General features: G+C 37.4%; 19 protein-coding genes and 1 other RNA gene. 9 read left to right on the forward strand and 11 right to left on the reverse strand.

The genetic code is table 11. The features are described 5' to 3' along the window. The first annotated feature begins 151 nt into the window (after nucleotides 1-151). Nucleotides 152-1,456: an ATP-binding protein gene (locus tag KO495_RS03260; protein WP_215978964.1), complete on the forward strand. Its 1,305-nt coding sequence runs from the start codon at nucleotides 152-154 to the stop codon at nucleotides 1,454-1,456. 114 nt (nucleotides 1,457-1,570) lie between these two features. On the opposite strand, the gene KO495_RS03265 is transcribed toward KO495_RS03260, so the two are convergent. The 4 genes from KO495_RS03265 to KO495_RS03280 form a co-directional block, all read right to left on the reverse strand. Then, nucleotides 1,571-1,993, reverse strand: coding sequence for a hypothetical protein (locus KO495_RS03265; protein ID WP_215978965.1), 423 nt, complete (start codon nucleotides 1,991-1,993; stop codon nucleotides 1,571-1,573). Between the two features lie 434 nt (nucleotides 1,994-2,427). Beyond that, nucleotides 2,428-2,916, reverse strand: coding sequence for a CreA family protein (locus KO495_RS03270; RefSeq protein WP_215978966.1), 489 nt, complete (start codon nucleotides 2,914-2,916; stop codon nucleotides 2,428-2,430). Nucleotides 2,917-3,034: 118 nt separating this feature from the next. Next, entirely contained in the window at nucleotides 3,035-3,487 is a 453-nt protein-coding gene (locus KO495_RS03275) for a hypothetical protein (RefSeq protein WP_215978967.1), read from the reverse strand. A gap of 105 nt (nucleotides 3,488-3,592) precedes the next feature. Continuing rightward, a complete protein-coding gene (locus KO495_RS03280) occupies nucleotides 3,593-4,432 on the reverse strand; it encodes a LysR family transcriptional regulator (protein WP_215978968.1) in 840 nt (279 codons plus the stop codon). Between the two features lie 181 nt (nucleotides 4,433-4,613). Between KO495_RS03280 and maoP the strand changes: the two genes are divergently transcribed. The 3 genes from maoP (at nucleotide 4,614) to KO495_RS03295 (ending at nucleotide 8,213) form a co-directional block, all read left to right on the forward strand. Further along, nucleotides 4,614-4,976, forward strand: coding sequence for a DUF413 domain-containing protein (maoP, locus tag KO495_RS03285; protein ID WP_215978969.1), 363 nt, complete (start codon nucleotides 4,614-4,616; stop codon nucleotides 4,974-4,976). A 215-nt stretch (nucleotides 4,977-5,191) separates the two neighbouring features. Next, the gene (gshB, locus tag KO495_RS03290) at nucleotides 5,192-6,238 is read left to right on the forward strand and encodes a glutathione synthase (protein ID WP_215978970.1); all 1,047 of its coding nucleotides are present in this window, start codon (nucleotides 5,192-5,194) and stop codon (nucleotides 6,236-6,238) included. Next, the gene (locus tag KO495_RS03295; protein WP_215978971.1) at nucleotides 6,222-8,213 is read left to right on the forward strand and encodes a flavohemoglobin expression-modulating QEGLA motif protein; all 1,992 of its coding nucleotides are present in this window, start codon (nucleotides 6,222-6,224) and stop codon (nucleotides 8,211-8,213) included. The genes gshB and KO495_RS03295 overlap by 17 nt, the downstream gene beginning before the upstream one ends. A gap of 114 nt (nucleotides 8,214-8,327) precedes the next feature. Here the strand turns inward: KO495_RS03295 and KO495_RS03300 are convergent, their stop codons facing one another. Continuing rightward, nucleotides 8,328-9,734 (reverse strand): DUF945 family protein, encoded by a 1,407-nt coding sequence (locus KO495_RS03300; protein ID WP_215978972.1) that lies wholly within the window; start codon nucleotides 9,732-9,734, stop codon nucleotides 8,328-8,330. Nucleotides 9,735-10,007: 273 nt separating this feature from the next. Here KO495_RS03300 and adhP point away from each other — a divergent pair, with 273 nt between their 5' ends. From adhP to KO495_RS03315, 3 genes are all read left to right on the forward strand, one after another. Continuing rightward, the gene (gene adhP / locus KO495_RS03305; protein WP_215979001.1) at nucleotides 10,008-11,018 is read left to right on the forward strand and encodes an alcohol dehydrogenase AdhP; all 1,011 of its coding nucleotides are present in this window, start codon (nucleotides 10,008-10,010) and stop codon (nucleotides 11,016-11,018) included. A 138-nt stretch (nucleotides 11,019-11,156) separates the two neighbouring features. Next, nucleotides 11,157-11,396, forward strand: a complete 240-nt coding sequence (locus KO495_RS03310) for an RNA-binding protein (RefSeq protein ID WP_215978973.1) — start codon at nucleotides 11,157-11,159, stop codon at nucleotides 11,394-11,396. A 167-nt stretch (nucleotides 11,397-11,563) separates the two neighbouring features. Further along, a complete protein-coding gene (locus KO495_RS03315; RefSeq protein ID WP_215978974.1) occupies nucleotides 11,564-12,055 on the forward strand; it encodes a GNAT family N-acetyltransferase in 492 nt (163 codons plus the stop codon). 191 nt (nucleotides 12,056-12,246) lie between these two features. On the opposite strand, the gene KO495_RS03320 is transcribed toward KO495_RS03315, so the two are convergent. The 4 genes from KO495_RS03320 to smpB form a co-directional block, all read right to left on the reverse strand. Further along, nucleotides 12,247-12,942 carry an isochorismatase family cysteine hydrolase gene (locus KO495_RS03320; RefSeq protein ID WP_215978975.1) on the reverse strand — a complete coding sequence of 232 codons (696 nt, stop codon included), beginning with the start codon at nucleotides 12,940-12,942 and terminating at the stop codon, nucleotides 12,247-12,249. 49 nt (nucleotides 12,943-12,991) lie between these two features. After that, nucleotides 12,992-13,585 (reverse strand): Crp/Fnr family transcriptional regulator, encoded by a 594-nt coding sequence (locus KO495_RS03325; RefSeq protein ID WP_215978976.1) that lies wholly within the window; start codon nucleotides 13,583-13,585, stop codon nucleotides 12,992-12,994. Nucleotides 13,586-13,993: 408 nt separating this feature from the next. Next, nucleotides 13,994-14,343, reverse strand: a transfer-messenger RNA (tmRNA) gene (ssrA, locus tag KO495_RS03330). Nucleotides 14,344-14,473: 130 nt separating this feature from the next. Continuing rightward, nucleotides 14,474-14,956: an SsrA-binding protein SmpB gene (smpB, locus tag KO495_RS03335; RefSeq protein WP_215978977.1), complete on the reverse strand. Its 483-nt coding sequence runs from the start codon at nucleotides 14,954-14,956 to the stop codon at nucleotides 14,474-14,476. A gap of 186 nt (nucleotides 14,957-15,142) precedes the next feature. On the opposite strand from smpB, the gene KO495_RS03340 reads away from it, so the two are divergent. Both KO495_RS03340 and KO495_RS17485 read left to right on the forward strand, forming a co-directional pair. Beyond that, on the forward strand, nucleotides 15,143-15,580 hold the full coding sequence (locus KO495_RS03340) for a type II toxin-antitoxin system RatA family toxin (RefSeq protein ID WP_215978978.1): 438 nt from the start codon (nucleotides 15,143-15,145) through the stop codon (nucleotides 15,578-15,580). A gap of 5 nt (nucleotides 15,581-15,585) precedes the next feature. Further along, nucleotides 15,586-16,041: an RnfH family protein gene (locus KO495_RS17485; protein WP_215978979.1), complete on the forward strand. Its 456-nt coding sequence runs from the start codon at nucleotides 15,586-15,588 to the stop codon at nucleotides 16,039-16,041. An 81-nt stretch (nucleotides 16,042-16,122) separates the two neighbouring features. Here KO495_RS17485 and KO495_RS03350 read toward each other — a convergent pair whose 3' ends face one another. Further along, on the reverse strand, nucleotides 16,123-16,503 hold the full coding sequence (locus tag KO495_RS03350; RefSeq protein ID WP_215978980.1) for an outer membrane protein assembly factor BamE: 381 nt from the start codon (nucleotides 16,501-16,503) through the stop codon (nucleotides 16,123-16,125). A gap of 194 nt (nucleotides 16,504-16,697) precedes the next feature. Next, complete coding sequence (recN, locus tag KO495_RS03355) at nucleotides 16,698-18,386, reverse strand: DNA repair protein RecN (protein ID WP_215978981.1); 1,689 nt, start codon at nucleotides 18,384-18,386, stop codon at nucleotides 16,698-16,700. Nucleotides 18,387-18,533 lie beyond the last annotated feature (147 nt).

The following is an 18,533-nucleotide window of genomic DNA, read 5'->3' on the forward strand; positions in this document are numbered from 1 at the left end:
TTCGGCTAAAAGCATTTTATTCTTTGTTGAACAGTCTTTGCTTAGAATGACTAGGCAACACACTGTCCGCCGCGATTAAAACGCTTTTATCTCGAACAAAATTTAACCGCGAAAGTTCAACAGCCCCTAGTTTTCAATTGAAAGGAATAACATGGGTAGACTAGCACTGTCATTATTAAGTGTTGTATTAATCGCAACCATAGGTTTAGGTTGGATGTTTGATAGTATTTACAACCAATATCAAGCGTCATTTACAACAATATCATCTTCAGATAAAACACAACCAATTGATAATATTAGCACTATTGAACGGTTAGGTGAAAATTTAGCAATAACGGTTAACCAGTTAACTGATAAAGCAACATTTATTCAAAAGTGGCCAAAGAAAAATGGCTTCACGCTGAGTTTATTACCTTTAAAAGCGTTACCTTTACCTGAGGTATTACTTAGTGAGCTTAAAGCAGGGCAACCTTTATTGCTGGAAACCGATGAATATATAGCGCTGCATTTCTACTTGAGTAGCTCCAATGAGCTGCTAGTGCTAAAAACTATTCCTATGGCAGAGCCGAAAAACAGCACGTATATATCAATATTACTGACCAGTTTATTTTATTTAGCGGTGCTGTTATTAATGTTTTTATGGCTTTACCCGCTAGCAAAGCGTCTATTTTATTTACGTCAAGCAGCAAAATCTTTTGGGGAAGGGGATTTAACGCAACGTATTAATGTTGGTTCGGTGTCTTATATTCGAGATTTAGAATTAGAGTTTAACCGTATGGCTCAGCGTATTGAAGATTTAGTTGCCGATATTAAGTTGCTCAGTGGCGCCGTTTCACATGACTTACGTACACCACTTGCCCGAATTCGCTTTGGTATAGATACTATTGCTGAGGAAGATGATCCGATATTGCGACGACGTTTCGAGCAACGTATTAGCGACAATGTTGATGAAATGGTCGACTTAGTTGAAACCTTGCTTAACTATGCTCGCCTTGATCAAACGCTACTCACTTTAGATAAAACGCAAATAGACTTTTCTGCACTGGTTGCTCGGTGTATCAGTAATAAAAGTCAAGACAACGTGCGGTTGCATTACCAACCACCAACAACGCCAATTATGGTTTATGGCGATTTATCGTATTTAATGATCCTCGTTGCTAATTTATTGCAAAACGCTTATCAGCATTGCCAAGGAAAAATTGATGTCACTATTAAAGAAAGCAATACTCATGTTGAATTAACTATTACGGATGATGGCTCAGGTATCGCACCAGAGCAACGTGAGCAAATACTTAAACCTTTTATTCGTGGTGAAAGTAGTAAAAAGGTTAAAGGTTATGGCATGGGCTTAGCTATTGTTAAGCGTATTGTGCAGTGGCACCAAGGTAGCTTAATTATTGACAACTCAACCGTGTTACACGGAGCGCAGTTTACCGTAACTTTACCTCGCAATTAAACTAAAGTGCAGTGCTAAGCTTTATAGTTCTTAAATTTTAGGCAAAAAAAAGCCGCATTATGAAGAATGCGGCCAAAGCAATGTAAGGGAATTACAAATTGCGCTTAAAAACTTTTACAATGTTGAATACTGTTTTACGAACTGGCTGATAGTTTGACCGTTACAACGCATTTGTTTAACGTCAAAGTTTGTTGTGTTTGCTACTGAGTCAATACCTGTTGCTACTGCTTGAGCACACACTTTTGAAGCACTGTTTGCGTTAGCTGGCACAACTACAATTTTTGTTGCTGCTTTTGGTGCTTGGTAAGCCTTTGAAAATTGTTGAATGCTCTTACCGTTACACTTCATTGCTACCATGTTTTTTTGACCAGATTGGCTTGCATAGCTTACTGCAGCGTTATAACCACTTTTTGCCGCTACCACACAAATTTGGCTTTCAATTGAGTTATCAACAGAAACAAACTTAACACTTGACGTTGACGCTTGTGCTGCGCCAGTGAATAAAACTACGCTTAAAGCTGCTACTAAATTCTTCATATAAACCTCTATATTATGTCATCAACAAGTTAAAAAATGTTCCTGCTCAAGGAATAGAGTAATTATACTAATTTATTTTTACGTGTAAAGTTATTTTTGTAATTAAATTACATTTATGTTCTTTTTTTACTTTTTTGTTGGTTTTGTTTTGTTTTTAATGCGTAAAAAATCGCATAAAAACCTGTTTTAATCACTTTTTTTAATAAATATAAGAATAAAAAGGTTTTTTATGCAATATTATTACAATGATAATAGTTACTATTTGTGTTTTTTAGTGTTGTAAAGAATTTACTTAAACACAGGGAGATACGTATAAAGTCAAGAGAGGGGTTGCTTGAACTGAAGTATAGTAGGCAAAATATTGCCTTAAAAGCACAGTGTAATGGAAGAACCGTTCAAGCTTAGATTATAGATACTTAGGGTTAATTAAAAAACTAAGTATCAGTACTTGGTAAGGCTGCTTTTGGTTTATAAGCCTTTGTTCCCCATAGCGGCACTGTTGATAAGCTATGTTTAAAGCTGCCTGAAGTTTCTTTTGTTGAATAAGATAAATACATCAGCGTTTGGTTATCAGCATCAAAGATACGACGTACTTTCATACTTTTAAAAAATATACTCTTTGATTTTTTAAAAACAACTTCGCCAGATTTGCTGGTGTCTATTGCTGCAATCATTTGTGGCGTGATTTCGCCCGTTTGACGACAAGAAATAGAACTGTCGCTAGGATCGGCTAAGCTTAAATTTGCTTCTACACTGGCTACATGGCAAGTAACGCCGGTAACGGTCGGGTCAACTAAGGTATTTAATTTAATATCTTTCATGGTAAACATACCTAAAGAAACATCACCTACTTCATTATCAGAGCAGGCCGTTAAAGCACTAGTTGTGGCGAGTGTAAATAATAGTTGTCGTGTTTTTTTCATATTGTTGTCTCGTTAAGTTAACGTAAGTATATATAAAGATAGCTAAGTTCGTCGTTTCTAAAGTGGCTGGTTGTGGTTACTTGTGGCTAGCTATAACCTAGCAATAACGTATGCTACGTTAATCCATAACCGCGCGAATAACAAAGTAGCTCGGCCATAAGTCGTGTACCTCGCTTTTCCATTGTGGCTCTATTTCACCATTAGCACCTTGTAAAAGCCAGTATTTTGCCCATTTTCGTACCAGCTTACCTGACTTACTTAACTTCAGGGGAGAAAAGCTACGCTGATAATAGTTACCATGATACTCAACCACATCACGGTTTTTAACTTTAGGGTATAATGCATCTAATGCCGCGGTGATTATTTCTACTTGAGATAGCGCTAACAGTCCTTCTTTTTTGAATTGGCTGACTATTGCAGCTTTTTTTAGGCAGGCTTCCATATATAAATCCCTATGCGGGGTATATACCATACCGGTTAAGCCATAAATAGATGCTAACTCTCGCTCTGCAGTTTTTTTTAATAGGGGTAATTGTGCTGTAATATTATCTAAATCAGCTTGTGTGTACATTCATGATCCTTTATTGGCGTAATAAAGTAAGAAGAGCGAACAGCTATAATAACACCATTGTGACTTATCTGAGTAAATGCTAGGGTAAAGTAATACTTAGTTAATCTAAGCATTACTTTTAAGAAAGCTCCCATAGTTGTTAAGTAACTCATTTTTCCGGCTTGTTGATGATTGATTTTTAGTCACCATATAAATTGGCCGCTTGGTTAGCAGTGGCGTTTCGACTTTATATAAGGTTTTATTAGTAATTAAAGTACTAACAAGCGCTAAGGGTAAATAAGCAAAGCCACCGCGAGAGAGTAAAACCTCTAAAGCGATCATTGCCGCTGAAGTTCGCAAAGATGGCTGCAATTTATGATGCAATGCATGCTCTTTTAAAAAGGTAAGCCCCCAATCTACTAAAATATAATGGTCTATAACATCCAGATGGTTTTCACTGGTGCTTACTAACGCTAATTCAAAGTGCCCAATTAAAGTATTGGTAAAGTCTTCATCTTTTATCGGGTCAGTTAAAAGCCCTACGTCTAAAGTTTTTTCACCAAGTTTACGTTGAATAACTTCGCGTACAGATATTTCAGTACCTAATGAAACTTCACTAAAAAAATCAATCGTTTCTTGTATGCGCGAACTAAAAAAAGCATCCCAAACATTGGGTGTTGCAGCAATAGTAAATTGTGTTTTTTGCTTTTTGGCGGTGGTGATGGCTTGCTTTGACTGTTCAAGCTGCTCAATCATTAAATGGGCATGAGCAAGTAGCGTTTCACCTGACGGAGTTAGGCGTAAATTATTTTTATCACGGATAAAAAGCTGAGTACCATAGAATTCTTCAAGCTGTTTTATTCGAGCACTTACCGCGGCTTGAGTAATATATAAGTTTTCAGCAGCGTGACCAAAGTGCTTTGTTTTAGCAACCTGTATAAAGGTTTTAAATACGCGAATATCCATAAAATACTATCTAATTAATACATTAATTATTACAGCCCTTAATGTATGAAAATATTGTCGTTACGACAATTTTTTTTTGTTTTATTCGGTAATTTAATTGGTATACATTCTAGCGAATTGAAAAACCTTAACGCGATGAATTAATCAATACGCTTATTTACGTTAAATTGGAGTACATCTTATGCAAACAAAGATAAGAAAAGGTCAACGTGCTTTTTATGGCGATAGTGTTTTCCCTCACGGCATAGCACGCAGTGGTTACTTTAATAAACGAGAAGCTGAAGAGCTTGAGCTCTACGGTGATACCTTTGAAGGTTTATTAAGTGGTCGTTTGCTTAGTGAAAACAGAGAAGAAAAACGCTTTATTGCTAATATAGGCGTAGAACATACTGACTTATATCCTGTGCGCTTATGGCAAAAATATTTAAATGCTCTCGCTCATATTAAACGCCGCCATGGCTTTATGATCAGCGAGGCAAGAAGTCGCGGTAGTGTTGTTACACCTGATGTTGAGGTGGAGCCTGATATCGTAATGAACGATTAGCGATGCAGCACATATAGTAAAGTTAATAAAAGCTAAGCAATATATGTTTAGCTTTTTTTTTGATTGATTTTTTTTGTTGTTACGATAAAAATTTATTAAGAGCTTTTTGCGTTTATTGTCGGTACTCTCGCCAAAAATTACCCTCAGCGTGTAAAACTCACACTTTTCGTGAGTTGCTACAACAAACGCTAAATAGCACTTAATAGAGTTTACTTATGAAAATTTGTTTTATCATGTATCCGTGGGATAGAGTTGAGCCCGAAACCGACTCAACATTACGCCTAATACACGAGTGTGTTAAACGTGGTCACACTGTTGCTTTATCTACCGTGAATAACTTAACCATTCGCGATAGTGTTGCGAGTGCGTTTTGTGATGTATTCAAACGCAATGAAAAAGTTTCTGATAACATTCCTAATTTTTATAAAAAAGCAGAGTTTCGCCGCTCACAATTACCACTTGCGGGCTTTGATGCCATTATTATGCGTGCTAACCCACCGCTAGATACCTTAGCGTTAAACTTTCTAGACTCTATTCGTGGTGATACTTTTATTATGAATGACTTAGATGGCTTACGTATCGCTAATAACAAAGTATATACCGCATCATTTCAAGATACCGAAAGCGAGTTTATTCCCGCAACGCATGTCTCAAAAAACCGTGAGTATTTAGAGCGAATTTTTGAAGAGTCAACCAGCGATCGTATGATTTTAAAACCGCTTGATGGCTATGGCGGTCGCGGCGTTATTGTGCTTGAGAAAAACGCTCGTCAAAGCTTTAGCTCATTACTTGATTTTTATATTGGCGGTGATGAAAGCGGCAAAGGGACTAACTACGTCATTCTTCAAGACTTTTTACAAGGAGCAGAAGAGGGCGATGTGCGCATTTTAATGTTAAATGGCGAGCCTATTGGTGCGATGAAACGTATCCCTGCCGATAATGATATTCGCTCCAACGTACATGCTGGCGGACGCGTTGTTAAGCATAAATTAACAGAGCAAGAAAAAAGGCTGTGTAAATACATTGGCCCTAAATTAGTGCGCGATGGTTTATATTTTACCGGTATTGATGTCATTGGCGGTAAATTGTTAGAAGTGAATGTATTAAGCCCAGGAGGGATTATGCGTATAAATAAGCTTAACCGTGTGCGCTTGCAAGAAAAGGTTATCGACTTTGTAGAGAGCGTTGTTCATGCGAAAGAGTTATCACGCAGCCGTAAAAATGAATTTAGACAGGTGATTGAAAATGCTAACGCTGTCTGAGCAAGAATGTATAGCGCTGATTGAACAACAACAGTGTTTTCAAGCTGAAGTTGAGGGTGGCGCTTTTATTATCAAAATAGATGAATATTCGCCAGTTATTTGTGCGGCTGTTCATAATGGTCATCGCTTACGTGCTGAATTAAAGCAAAGCTTTTTATTGACCAAAGCCGAGTCGTTATATGAAGAAGACCCATATACCGATGAGCTTATTTCGTCGTTTCCTGTGGTATTAATGGGTAATGACTCTCGTTTTGAGTATGACTTAAGCCGCGCTAAAGCCCTGTCAACTAACCATAAAATTGCAAGCAAAAAGCCAGTATGGAAAAAAGCACTCACAGCAAAGCAACGCGCAAAAAGTCAGGCGAAGCACCAAGCCTTTTACAATGTACTTGAAGCGCTAGTTGCTAGTATTGAAAAGCAGTTTAAAAATGCAATAGTGTTTGATGTGCATGCTTACAACTACAAACAGTTAGCAACTACAGCACCAACGTTTGATATTGGCTCAGCACAAATAGATATGGAGCGTTGGGGCGGCATTGTTAAACACTTTCAAAAGCAATTAGCAAAAATTGAGTTACCTAATATTGCTTGTTCGGCCACAGTTGATGAAGTCAATCAAGGACATGGCTACTTAATTACCCATATTAATGCGCACTTTGATAATACGTTGGTATTACCTATTGAAGTGAAAAAAGTGTTTATGGATGAAGATACTGGTGAGTTGTACTCGCTGGTATTAGAAGAGTTACGAGCGAGCTTTAAAAATGCCTTAAGTGAAACAACCGCCTTTTTTATGCGCCGTTACGGTAAACGTAAGTCAGTTGGCAAGGCTGATATATTGTCATCATCGTTATCGCCAGCGCTTATTTCCCTTGATAAAAGCTTATATAACTTATCGCAAAATGTTGATACGTTAAGTTTTATTAACCCTGTTAATATTGCTAGTGAGCGTAAAAAGTTTTTTAATCAAAACGCACAATATACGCCAGAGTTTACTTATAAACAGCTAAATATTAATCCTTATGAATTTAGGGAAAAACTTTATAAGTTACCAATAAACCAGATTGCGGATGCTGATATTCAGCAACTCTACCGACATGTTATTGACAATTTAGCGGCAAAAATTGACTTGTTAACGACAATTGGCACGGAAGACTTTCTTTATAACTCATTAAAGTATTATGGTAAGCCTGACCAGCAAGATATTGCTAATGCTAAGTTTATTCTACACGCGCCTGATATTTCAACAGAAGTGCCTGAAAAATTTGATGCTGATTATGCGGTTGATTACTTCACTGAAATAGCACAAGAATGGCAGTTAAAATGTCGAGTAGAAAAGTCGAGTCGCCTTGTGGCTAAAGCCATGGTAAATAACAAGCGTAGTTTGTTATCAATTAACAAAGAGGCAACGTTTACTAAGGCCGAGCTACATGCTTATGCGTACCATGAATTAGGTATTCATATGCATACCACCATTAATGCTAAAAAACAGCCATTAAAGGTGTTTTCACTAGGGCTGGTGGGTAATACTCACACGCAAGAAGGCTTAGCTATTTTTAGTGAATATTGCTCAGGCAGTTTAACGTTGTCACGGTTAAAAATGTTAGCTTTGCGAGTAATGGCCGTTAATTATATGGTAACGCAGGGAGATTTCACCAAAACTTACCTGACACTTATTAATGAGCACGGCATGGCAAAAGAAGCGGCATTCACTTTAACTACGCGTGTATATCGTGGTGGTGGATTTACCAAAGACCATTTATACCTAAAAGGGTTTCGCGATATATTTTTATTGAGTAAAACGGCCAAGCTTGAAGACTTACTTGTAGGTAAAACAGGTTTGTTAGACTTTGCTATTATCAGTGAAATGATTGAACGAGGTTTAATTATCAAACCAATCCCACTGTTTGAGTTTAAGGTGAAAGAAACAGAAGAAAGTCGTATTTTAGATTATTTAGTGCGCTCTATTTTATAAAAATTTCATGAATTTATATATAAAAGTTAGCGATAAAAAAGCCGAGTTAAGTAGCACTTAACTCGGCTTTTATATTTTAGGTTAAACACGCTAGCCTAATTTAACGTTAGTACCTTAAAAAGGTAATGGAATAGGCTTATCGTTAAGGATTAGTGCTTTGTCTTTTAACGTTAACGTTGAGTTGTAGTTTGTTTCAGTAGCGGTTAAAAAACCCTGTTGAGCAAACATTGAAAGCATTGCCGGTACTTGTTGATTAGCAAGATCTGTAATTTCAGCTTCGGTCATACCTGCAGTGCCAGGGTCTTTAGCAAGCTGTATTTGCATCATGTTTGTTGCTATCCACTCAATTGCTGCTTTATCACCATTAATATTAGCGTCAACTAACGCATGGGTTAACCAAAAACTAGGGTCAGCTAATTGTGCAGGTAAGCTGGTAATATTAACTAAGCTGGTATTAAAGTGACTGCTAAACTTACCTTGTGGTAAGGTGCCACGCAAACTCGTAATATTTACTTCAGGGTTGGCTTTAACCAGTAGCAATAAATTGTTGTTTAAAAACTCAATCAGTTTTGTTGGGTCTGCTACGCCATTAGCGCTAGCAATAGCCCTACTTTCGGCCTGGTAAGCTTGAATAAACTCTCCGCTAAGGTTGTTCATTTCAAACTCTAATGCAATATCTTGTGCAGCAAAATCATCAACAGCCAAGTTATTAACGCCGTAAGCTAACTTCATGTCCATTAATTGTTCTTTTGGCTCTAGTACCGTAGCTACAGTCATGTAAAGATCAGATAAAGTGACTTTTTTTGCTTCATCTTTAATATTGACATCAATGTTAGCAAAATTCATTTTAGTGCTTGAGTCATAAATACCATTAGCTAAAACTTCTTCAATTGATGTTTCAAGTAACATATCTAAGGTTAAATCATTCAAGGTAACATCAACCTCATCAGAGGCTAAGGTAAAGTCACGCATAATCGCAGAGTACTCTAAGCCTTGTCCGTCATAGCTACCTTCACCTTGATAACCACTAAATGTTACTGATATATCTTCATCAGCTTTTTTGGCACTAAAAGCAGTTATAGTATCAGCGTATGTATGACCGCCGAATAAGCCCATACTCGACTCTATTTGATAAAAGGCTTGCTCTAATGGCCACTCAAGCGCTTCTCTTAATGCTTCACCGTCAACCTTTGCAGACCAGCCAACCCAACCTAAACCACTATGCTCACCAAAACGAAATGGACCGTGAGTCGCACTGTATTCTGTTTCAAGCGTAAGTTCTTCCATCTCAACATAAGAGCCCTGGGTAAAGGTTCCTGGGGTTATTCCTACAACTAATACCGCACTGGTAGAGAACCAGTTTGACTCAATATCTTTAATACTCATGGTATAACCGGGTACATCGTTTACCGTTTTTACAATTTCATGAAGTGAATCATTTAATTGACCACCGACAAACTTAGGAGCAATAAGCCCACCTAGTACCAGTGCAGATAAAGATATTGTTACTATTTTATTCATGTTTTAAAAGTCCATATAATTGACAATAATTAACAGCAGTACGTAATAGTACGGCTACTGTAATCCCTAGTTCGAGTAATTGTTACATATTCATATAGAAAAGTATATTGGCTAACATCTTGATGATAAGTCGTTTTATATTAAACATTAGTGGTAACTCTACCTTTGTTGATCTACCTCATAGCAATGAAGACTAAAAGTTCTTAAACTCATAAAAGTAGTTAAATTCTCTAATTTGCGTTTAATACAATGACTAATATAAGGAAGTTAATGATGAAGGCAGCGGTAAATAACCAGTTTAAAGGTAAGTTAACCATTCAAGATATTGAAAAGCCTGTTATTGGCGTTAAAGATATTTTGGTGAAAATTCATGCTTGTGGTGTTTGTCATACTGATTTACATGCTTGTCATGGTGATTGGCCCGTTAAACCTAAAATGCCGTTAGTGCCTGGACATGAAGGCGTTGGTGAAATTGTTGAAGTAGGGGAGCAAATCAAACATTTGAACATAGGTGACCGTGTTGGTATTCCATGGCTTTATAGTAGCTGTGGGCACTGTGATTACTGTTTAACCGGTGATGAAAACTTATGTTTATCGCAGCAAAATGCAGGCTACTCGGTTGATGGTAGTTATGCTGAATACTGTAGAGCCGATGGTGAATACGCGGTGAAAATTCCTGACAATATTAGCTACGTCGATGCAGCGCCGCTTTTCTGTGCTGGAGTTACCACCTATAAAGCGCTTAAAGTCTCTAGCGCAAAACCGGGTGATTGGGTTGCTATTTTTGGAGTAGGTGGCTTAGGGCACTTAGCTGTTCAATATGCTGTGGCAATGGGGCTTAACGTCGTTGCGGTTGATACCGGTGAAGATAAACTTAACTTAGCGAAAAAATTAGGTGCTGAGGTTTGTTTAGATTTTAAAACAACAGATGTTGTTACTGAGGTACTGTCGGCTACAGGTGGCGTACATGCAAGTATTTGTACAGCGGTAAGTAAGAGTGGCTTTGAACAAAGCTATAAAGTTGTTCGTCGTGGCGGAAAATGTGTATTGGTAGGGTTACCACCTGAAGAAATGCCATTACCTATTTTTGATACCGTATTAAATGGCGTTAGCGTTGTTGGCTCTATTGTAGGTACCCGAAAAGATCTTATTGAATGTTTAGACTTTGCTGCTCGTGGAAAAATTAAAGCAATAACCATCGAGAAAAAACTCGAAGATATTAATGAGATTTTTGACGATATGATCAACGGAGACATTACTGGCCGTGTTGTAATGAAAATATAAACCTCGCTTAAGTTAAACTATCGTTAGCAGGTAGCTAAGCTTTAGCTACCTGCTTTTAATAAATAACGCGGAATAGCTTGGTTAAATAGACTTTAGTTGCGATAATTGACGCAATTATTGACAACTTACTGGTTAACTATGAAACTTTTAGTTCGTAACTTATCTCGCTCAACAACAGAGCAAGAAATTCGTATCCTTTTTTCAGCGCATGGACGTGTTACTGAATGTACTTTAGTGCTTGATAAAGAAACAGGATTATCTAAAGGTTTTGCTTTTGTTGAAATGCCTAATGATAAAGAGGCAAATGTTGCATTAACAGCAATACACCACTTACGTGTTGCTAAAAATAGAGTACGTGTGAAAATTGCCGACAGTTAACAAGTTCGTTGTAAAAAGCTCAAACACCTCAATAAGCCAAACCTCGTGTTTGGCTTTTTATTACCTAAATGAAAATAAACTTTATTCTGGTTTATCGAGTTAAATCATTATATGTTCACTATTTGTTATTTTCCCCCTGTGTCAGGATAATTGATTAGAGAAGACTAATGATCCGAACCGTATGTGAACACGATACTCAAGCAATCACCAATATTTATAACCACTATATTCTTAACTCTGTTGCAACCTTTGAAACCAATGTCATTACATCGACAGATATGGCTCAACGTATTGAGCAGGTACAAAACGCAGGGTTTCCATGGCTTGTTGCCCACAATGCACAAGGCGACGTTATAGGCTATGCCTATGCCAATACTTGGAAAGCACGATTAGCTTATCGGTTTACCGCTGAGATCACTGTTTATGTAGATCAGAGTTGCGCTCAGCAAGGTACTGGCAGTAAGCTATACTCAGCTTTATTTGCTCAATTACGAGAAAGTGATATTCGCACAGTTGTTGGCTGCATTACGCTTCCTAATATTGCCAGTGAACGTTTACATGAAAAGTTTGCGATGGAAAAAGTAGGGCACTTTAAAGACGTTGGTTTTAAGTTTGATCAATGGCTTGATGTTGGCTTTTGGCAGGGCACGTTGAAATAAGGGGTTACTTTCAGTATTCAGCTAAGAGTTATATTGGCTAGCACTGTAGACCTATAACGCCGGGTTAAGCGGACAAAAACAGTTGGCTATACTTCGTGGAGCACGAAGTATAGCCAACTGTTTTTTTATCCTTGCTTATTTTCTGATTAGATATTTGTTAACCTAACCTAATTTTTGCTGGCTAGCATGGTTTACTCTACAGCCTTTCCTAAGCTACTATCAAAGGTTTTTATAAATTGAGTACTTTTCACGCCATGACCAAAATGATGAAGTATTTCATTTTCAAAGTAGCTTTGCTGTGATTGAGTAAAAGCACCTGTAGCATCTGTGACTACAAAAGTACGATAGCCTTTGTCATGGGCATCCCTTAGTGTTGACTCTACGCATACATGAGTTGCAAACCCTGCCAGAAAGATGGTATCTATACCATTATTACGTAAGAAACTGTCTAAGTTACTACCAGCAAATCCTGAAACGCCCGTTCTTTCAGTAATAACGTGTTCATTTGCCGTAGGCATAAAGTCGCGATGAATAGACTGCATATCACCCTTCCATGTTTTAGCATTAGGTATAGCCGCTCTAATACCAAATTCCGCATCACCAAAAATTCTATACTGAGTATCTGGTTTTAGCGTTACATGAATTACGGTTATTCCTTCTTTTCTGGCAGTAGCCAAAAGAGTTTTCGAGTGTTCGATGGCGGACTTAAAAGAGGTTTCATCTTTAACAAGGAGGTGACGCAGAGTTCCATCATCAGCAACCCACTCATTTTGATACTCAATCATTACTAATGCCGACTTTGATTTTTCAACAGCTGCTGCATATAAATTCGATGATAGAATAACTAATGTAACAACTAATATTTTACTAAAAAATTTATTTCTCATAAGTATAACTCCTCACTTTTGTAAATGGAGGAGTATTATAGGTAGTGAGCTAAATTAGCTCCTTAACATTTGATAAGTCAGTTTTTCTTCGAATACGCGATAAAGTTACATCCGTCATCCCGAGGTAAGAGGCTAAATGGTGGAGTGGAACTCGCTCGTGTAGGTCAGGAAAATCTGTGAAGAACCGCTCATAACGGCCTTTTGCATCTAACTGAAGAAACATGATCTCGCGTCGAATTTTATCTTCAAGAAGGTTCTCAGCCAGGCGGTTGTAAAAGTTTCTCCCACTAGGAGATTTGTTCAGAATCGTAGCTAGCTGTTCATAATTACAGCTATAGACTTCAACATTAGTCAGCGCTTCAACGAAAAATAATGAAGGCTCTTGGATAGCAGAACGAGCTATTGGGGCAAGAATTTGGTTTTCGCTAAAAAAACCTTTATTGGATTCTTTACCACTGGAATCCAAGTAGTACAGCCTGAAAATTCCCTGGCGAATCGCCATCAGCTCATTCCAATGCTGTCCTGGAGATAACACTACAGTACCTGAGCAAATGTAAGCTTGCCGAAATAACGGAGTTACTTTAGGGATGGAAGCAGGTATTACCCCATTCTCAAGCAGGATCCTAGAAAGACTTTCAGTCATAATTGGCGTAATCCTTCTGTTTTCGCATACGGAGTAGCTCCCGATACATGTTTAATCTCTTAGCGCTTGAACACAGTCGGCTAACACATAACAGCATATTATGGTGACTTCTCTGTAATGTCCGCCCCATAAATTTAATTTACAAAGGCTTAATATTCCATATTTTCAATAATTTAGAAAGTTTAAAATATTATGAAATAATTAGGGGAGGGTATTACTGAGGATTATTAGTAAGTTCTATACAAAACAAAAAAATATAAGTTGTTATTTTTCAGAGGGTAATTGTTTTCAAAGTTACTTAAAATATGAATGCTGAAAATTATTATTAACGCTACAGGTCTTAAAACTTTTAATTGCTTTATTTTAGGCGAAAAAAAAGACGCTAAAAAGCGTCTTTAATTTATAGTTTGGTGGAGCTGGCGGGATTTGAACCCGCGTCCAAAAAACCTACATCCTCGGTACTACATGCTTAGTCGATTATTTATTTAACCAATTAGACGCCAATCGACAGGCTTCGTCATGGTGAGCTCGATACTAATTCGCGGTTCAGCCTCAAGCAAGCTTCCCTCGCTAACCTATTTGGGGTGACCATCAATCCTCTAACCAATAGGTGAGATTTCAAGGTGATGGCTAGCCTAAGCGGCTAGTGCGAACGTTTCGTCGTTTGCAATTATAGTTTTGCGGCTTTTTACCAGGCCAACCGCCCCTGGGCATGCACCTTGGGTTTCGTGAATCTTGTCGAATCCTGAATCAGCCCCAAAGTTTTACAATATTGATATTTTTTACTCTAGTGGTTGTGAGTACACATCTACTAAGTAATCATCAGTTATCAATACGTTGATTATACTGCTATTAGGTTATAAACGCCAAGCTAAATAATAAGTTTATTTAATCTTGTTTGTTTTTCATCATGCGACCTTGTTCAACTTTCCATTCTCGGTCTTTAATGTCAGCACGTTTATCGTGGTCTTTTTTACCTTTACCAAGATAAAACTCAAGCTTAACCCAGCACTTTTTCCAATACATTGCAGTGGCAATAAGTGAGTAACCATTACGCTCTACTGCGCCAATAAGTTTATCAAGCTCGCGGCGGTTAAGTAATAATTTACGGGGTCTTACTGGATCACAAACAACGTGTGTTGAAGATGAAATAAGTGGGCTAATTTCCGCACCTACTAAAAATGCTTCACGACCTTGAATGTGAACATAACAGTCTGAGATGTTAACCTTGCCAGAGCGAATACTTTTAATTTCCCAGCCCTGCAGACTCATACCGCCTTCAAATTTATCTGATAAGGTGTAGTTATGTCTCGCTTTTTTATTTAAAGCGATAGTATTACTGTTTGATGATTTCGATTTCTTTTTTGCCATTATATTTTTGCCATTAGAGTTTCTATATTTTTGCCAAAATGACTAGCAAACGGCGGTGATTATACGCATAAACAACAGTTTTTACATGACAAATTATCATTTATCATAAAAATGATGAGATTAATGCGCTTATCGCTGACTTTTGGTATTATGCGTGGGTTGCGAGGGGCTAAATTCGGAGATGTAATGCCAACCATAAGTCGTAGTGCGTTAGTGATGCACAATGTTGATCAGATGTATGAACTAATTAATGATATTCATGCTTACCCTTCGTTTCTTCCTGACTGTGATGATAGTAAGGTTATTGCGCAAGATAGTAACACAGTTACTGCGGCACTTTTGGTGTCTAAAGGTGGGTTGAGTAAGTGGTTTACAACAAAAAACACACTAATATCTAATGAAAAAATAAAGCTGTCGTTAGTTGATGGTCCTTTTAAAAAATTGGAAGGTTACTGGCTTTTAACACCACTTTCAGATGAAGCGTGTAAAATAAGCTTAGAGTTAGAATATGAGTTCTCGAATAAATTAGTGTCGTTAGCTTTTGGTAAAGTATTTAGTCACTTTAGTAACAGCTTAGTGCAGGTTTTTATTCAGCGAGCAAAACAAATTTACGGGGCGCAATAGCTATTATGACAGCTAATGAAGAAACCACTGAGGTGGCACAAGGATCTGAAGTTAATCAATCAGAAAGTCAAATATCAGAAGACAACACATTAAACAATACATCAGACAATAATACATCAGAAATACAAGTTGAATTAGTTTATGGTTTAGCACATAAGCAAAAATTGATGGCGATTAATGTTGCTGTTGGTACGACCGTTGAAGAAGCGATTCTAGCGTCAGGTATGTTAGCACTTTTTAAGGACATTGACTTATCAGTTAATAAAGTTGGTATTTGGAATAGGGCAGTTAAATTGTCAGATGAGGTGCAAGACTTAGATCGTATTGAAATTTATCGCCCACTTATTGCTGATCCTAAAGAAGTGAGAAAGCGCAGAGCTGAAAAAGCAGTGTTAGAAGGACGAGCTGATAAAACCACCGGTGGGCGAGTCAACCCGTTACGAGCAGAAAATAAAGACTAACGCTTGGTTTTCTCTTTAAATCAATAATAAAAAAACGGCTACTAAAGCCGTTTTTTTATGTAATGAATAGTTATAAGTTTATTACTGTTCAGTTACGGTTGATGCATCATTTACTGGAGCATTAAAAGGAACGTAAAAGTTTTCCGACAACTCAAAGTCACCATTAGCGGCCGTTAGTTTGTCGTCAACAAAGTTGAGAATAAATTTTTTCTGAATATCAAAGTCTCTATCACGACCTGACTTTAGCTTATAAATATAATGCCATGTGTCGTTATTAAAAGCGTCGACTACAACAGGGCTGCCTAAAATAAATTTAACTTGCTCTTTAGTCATACCTACTTGTAGTTTTTCAATAGTCTTTTGTTCAAGGTAGTTTCCTTGCGGGATATCATAGCGAAAAACCCAGCTAGAACACGCAGAAAGAGATAATGCAGCAATAAGAACGGTAATACGGAACAACATGAAATTTAATTATCCTAGTAAGTGTGAGCAGGCATGATAACCAAGCACAGCGTTAGATTCAAAGCTATTTTCTTACGAATACGAAAAAACTGAGAAAAAAGTCGTAAAGCAACACATTTTTTTTACTTAAAGTGAGCGCTAAGTTATTAACTCGTAATAACTTTATTTGCTCTTTAATGTGCTGCTTACGTTTGTTAGCCCGCTAATAGTTCTTTGGCATTTGCTAAGCTGTGTTGAGATATTTTATCACCAGCAAGCAAGCGAGCAATTTCTTGGACACGGCTTTGCTTACTAAGTTCCGTTACACTTGTTTCTGTATGTTCACCATCAGTTAATTTACTTACAAATAATTGTTGGTGGCCCTTACAAGCAACTTGAGGTAAGTGGGTTACACAAATAACCTGAGTGTTTTTTGCTAGTTGTTGTAATTTTTTGCCAACCATTGCTGCGGTTGGACCACTAATACCAACATCAACTTCATCAAAAATAAGGGTAGGAGTTACTACTTTGTCAGCCAAAATAACTTGCATAGCTAAGCTAATACGCGAGAGCTCTCCGCCAGAAGCAACTTTATGCATAGCTTCAAGTGCTTGGCCAGGGTTAATACTAACTTGAAAGTTAATTTCATCAACTCCGTTAATACTGATTAATTCTTTGTTCGCGCTTTTCGTGGTTTTTTGGTTGCTAACGGCAATATTAAATTGTCCGTGGGGCATATTTAATTCTTGCATACTATGACTAATGAGTTCACTTAAGCTCGTTGCGGCTTGTTGTCTTGAATGAGAAAGCGCAGATGCAGCATCAAAGTAAAAGCCTTTAACCTTTTCTAATTCTTCAATAACGGTGTCTATACGCGACTCATCGTTTGAAATATTAGTGAGCTCTTGTTTTAATTCTTGATGAAAACCTACAAGCGCATCAGGTGATAATTGGTGTTTTTTAGCTAGTTGTAAAGCGCTAGAGTAACGCTCCTCAATCATATTGTAACTTTCAGGGTCTAGCTCAACTTGTTGATAATAATGTTTTAACTCATCATTAGCTTCATCTAGTTGTATTAATGATTCATTGAGTAAAGCGGCAACACTCTCAAGTTGGTTATCAACACGAGCGAGCGCGCTTATATTGTCATTACAATGCCTTAAGGTATCAATAATATTAAAGTTTTCATTTTCAGACATGCTTTGTAAAGTGCTTAGCGTAGTATCAAGTAAGTCTTGTGCATTGCTATGTCTTTTATAGTCGGCCTCAAGGGTAGTAAATTCATTTTCTTGTAGGTTAAATTCATCAAGCTCAGTTACTTGGTATTGTAATAGCTGCTGTTTAGCCTCTCTTTGTTGCTTGTTTTGTTGCAACAATTCTAGCTCTTTCGTTAACTTTTTATATTGCTGAGCATAATGTTTTACATCATCAAGTAATACTTGGTGCTTGGCATAACCATCAAGTAATTGACATTGATGGCTGGCTTTGACAATAAGTTGGTGATCATGCTGACCGTGTATATTAATTAATAATTGACCAACTTCTTTAAGTTGCGCTAATGGTACTTGGCTGCCATTAATGTACGCTTTCGAGCGACCTTCTGCTGAAATAACGCGTCTTAATATACAGTGGCTTTCTCCCTCTAAATCAAGATCGTGGGTTTGTAGCCATTGCTGTGCAATAGTATTGCCTTTAGTGTCGAAGTTAGCGGTTAATTCGGCTTTTTTACAATGGGGCCTAACTACATTAGTCGTGGCTCTATCACCCAAACATAAGCCTAATGCATCAATGGCAATAGACTTACCCGCGCCAGTTTCCCCAGTAATTGTTGTCATGCCTGCTTGCCAGTCAATCTCAAGAGAGCGGACAATCGCAAAATTTTGTATATTAAGTTGCAGTAACATAGCTTGCCTCAGGCTTTAGCCCAAAAGTAAAAAAAACAGTTACTGTTAATTTATACAGTAACTGTTTTTTGTTCAAGTAATATTTGCAATTATTTGATGATATTTTGAACGTGTTTTATTAACACATTGAATTTATTTCTATTTAAT

The organism is Colwellia sp. D2M02, from assembly GCF_018860755.1.
Classification (GTDB): Bacteria; Pseudomonadota; Gammaproteobacteria; order Enterobacterales; family Alteromonadaceae; genus Colwellia; species Colwellia asteriadis.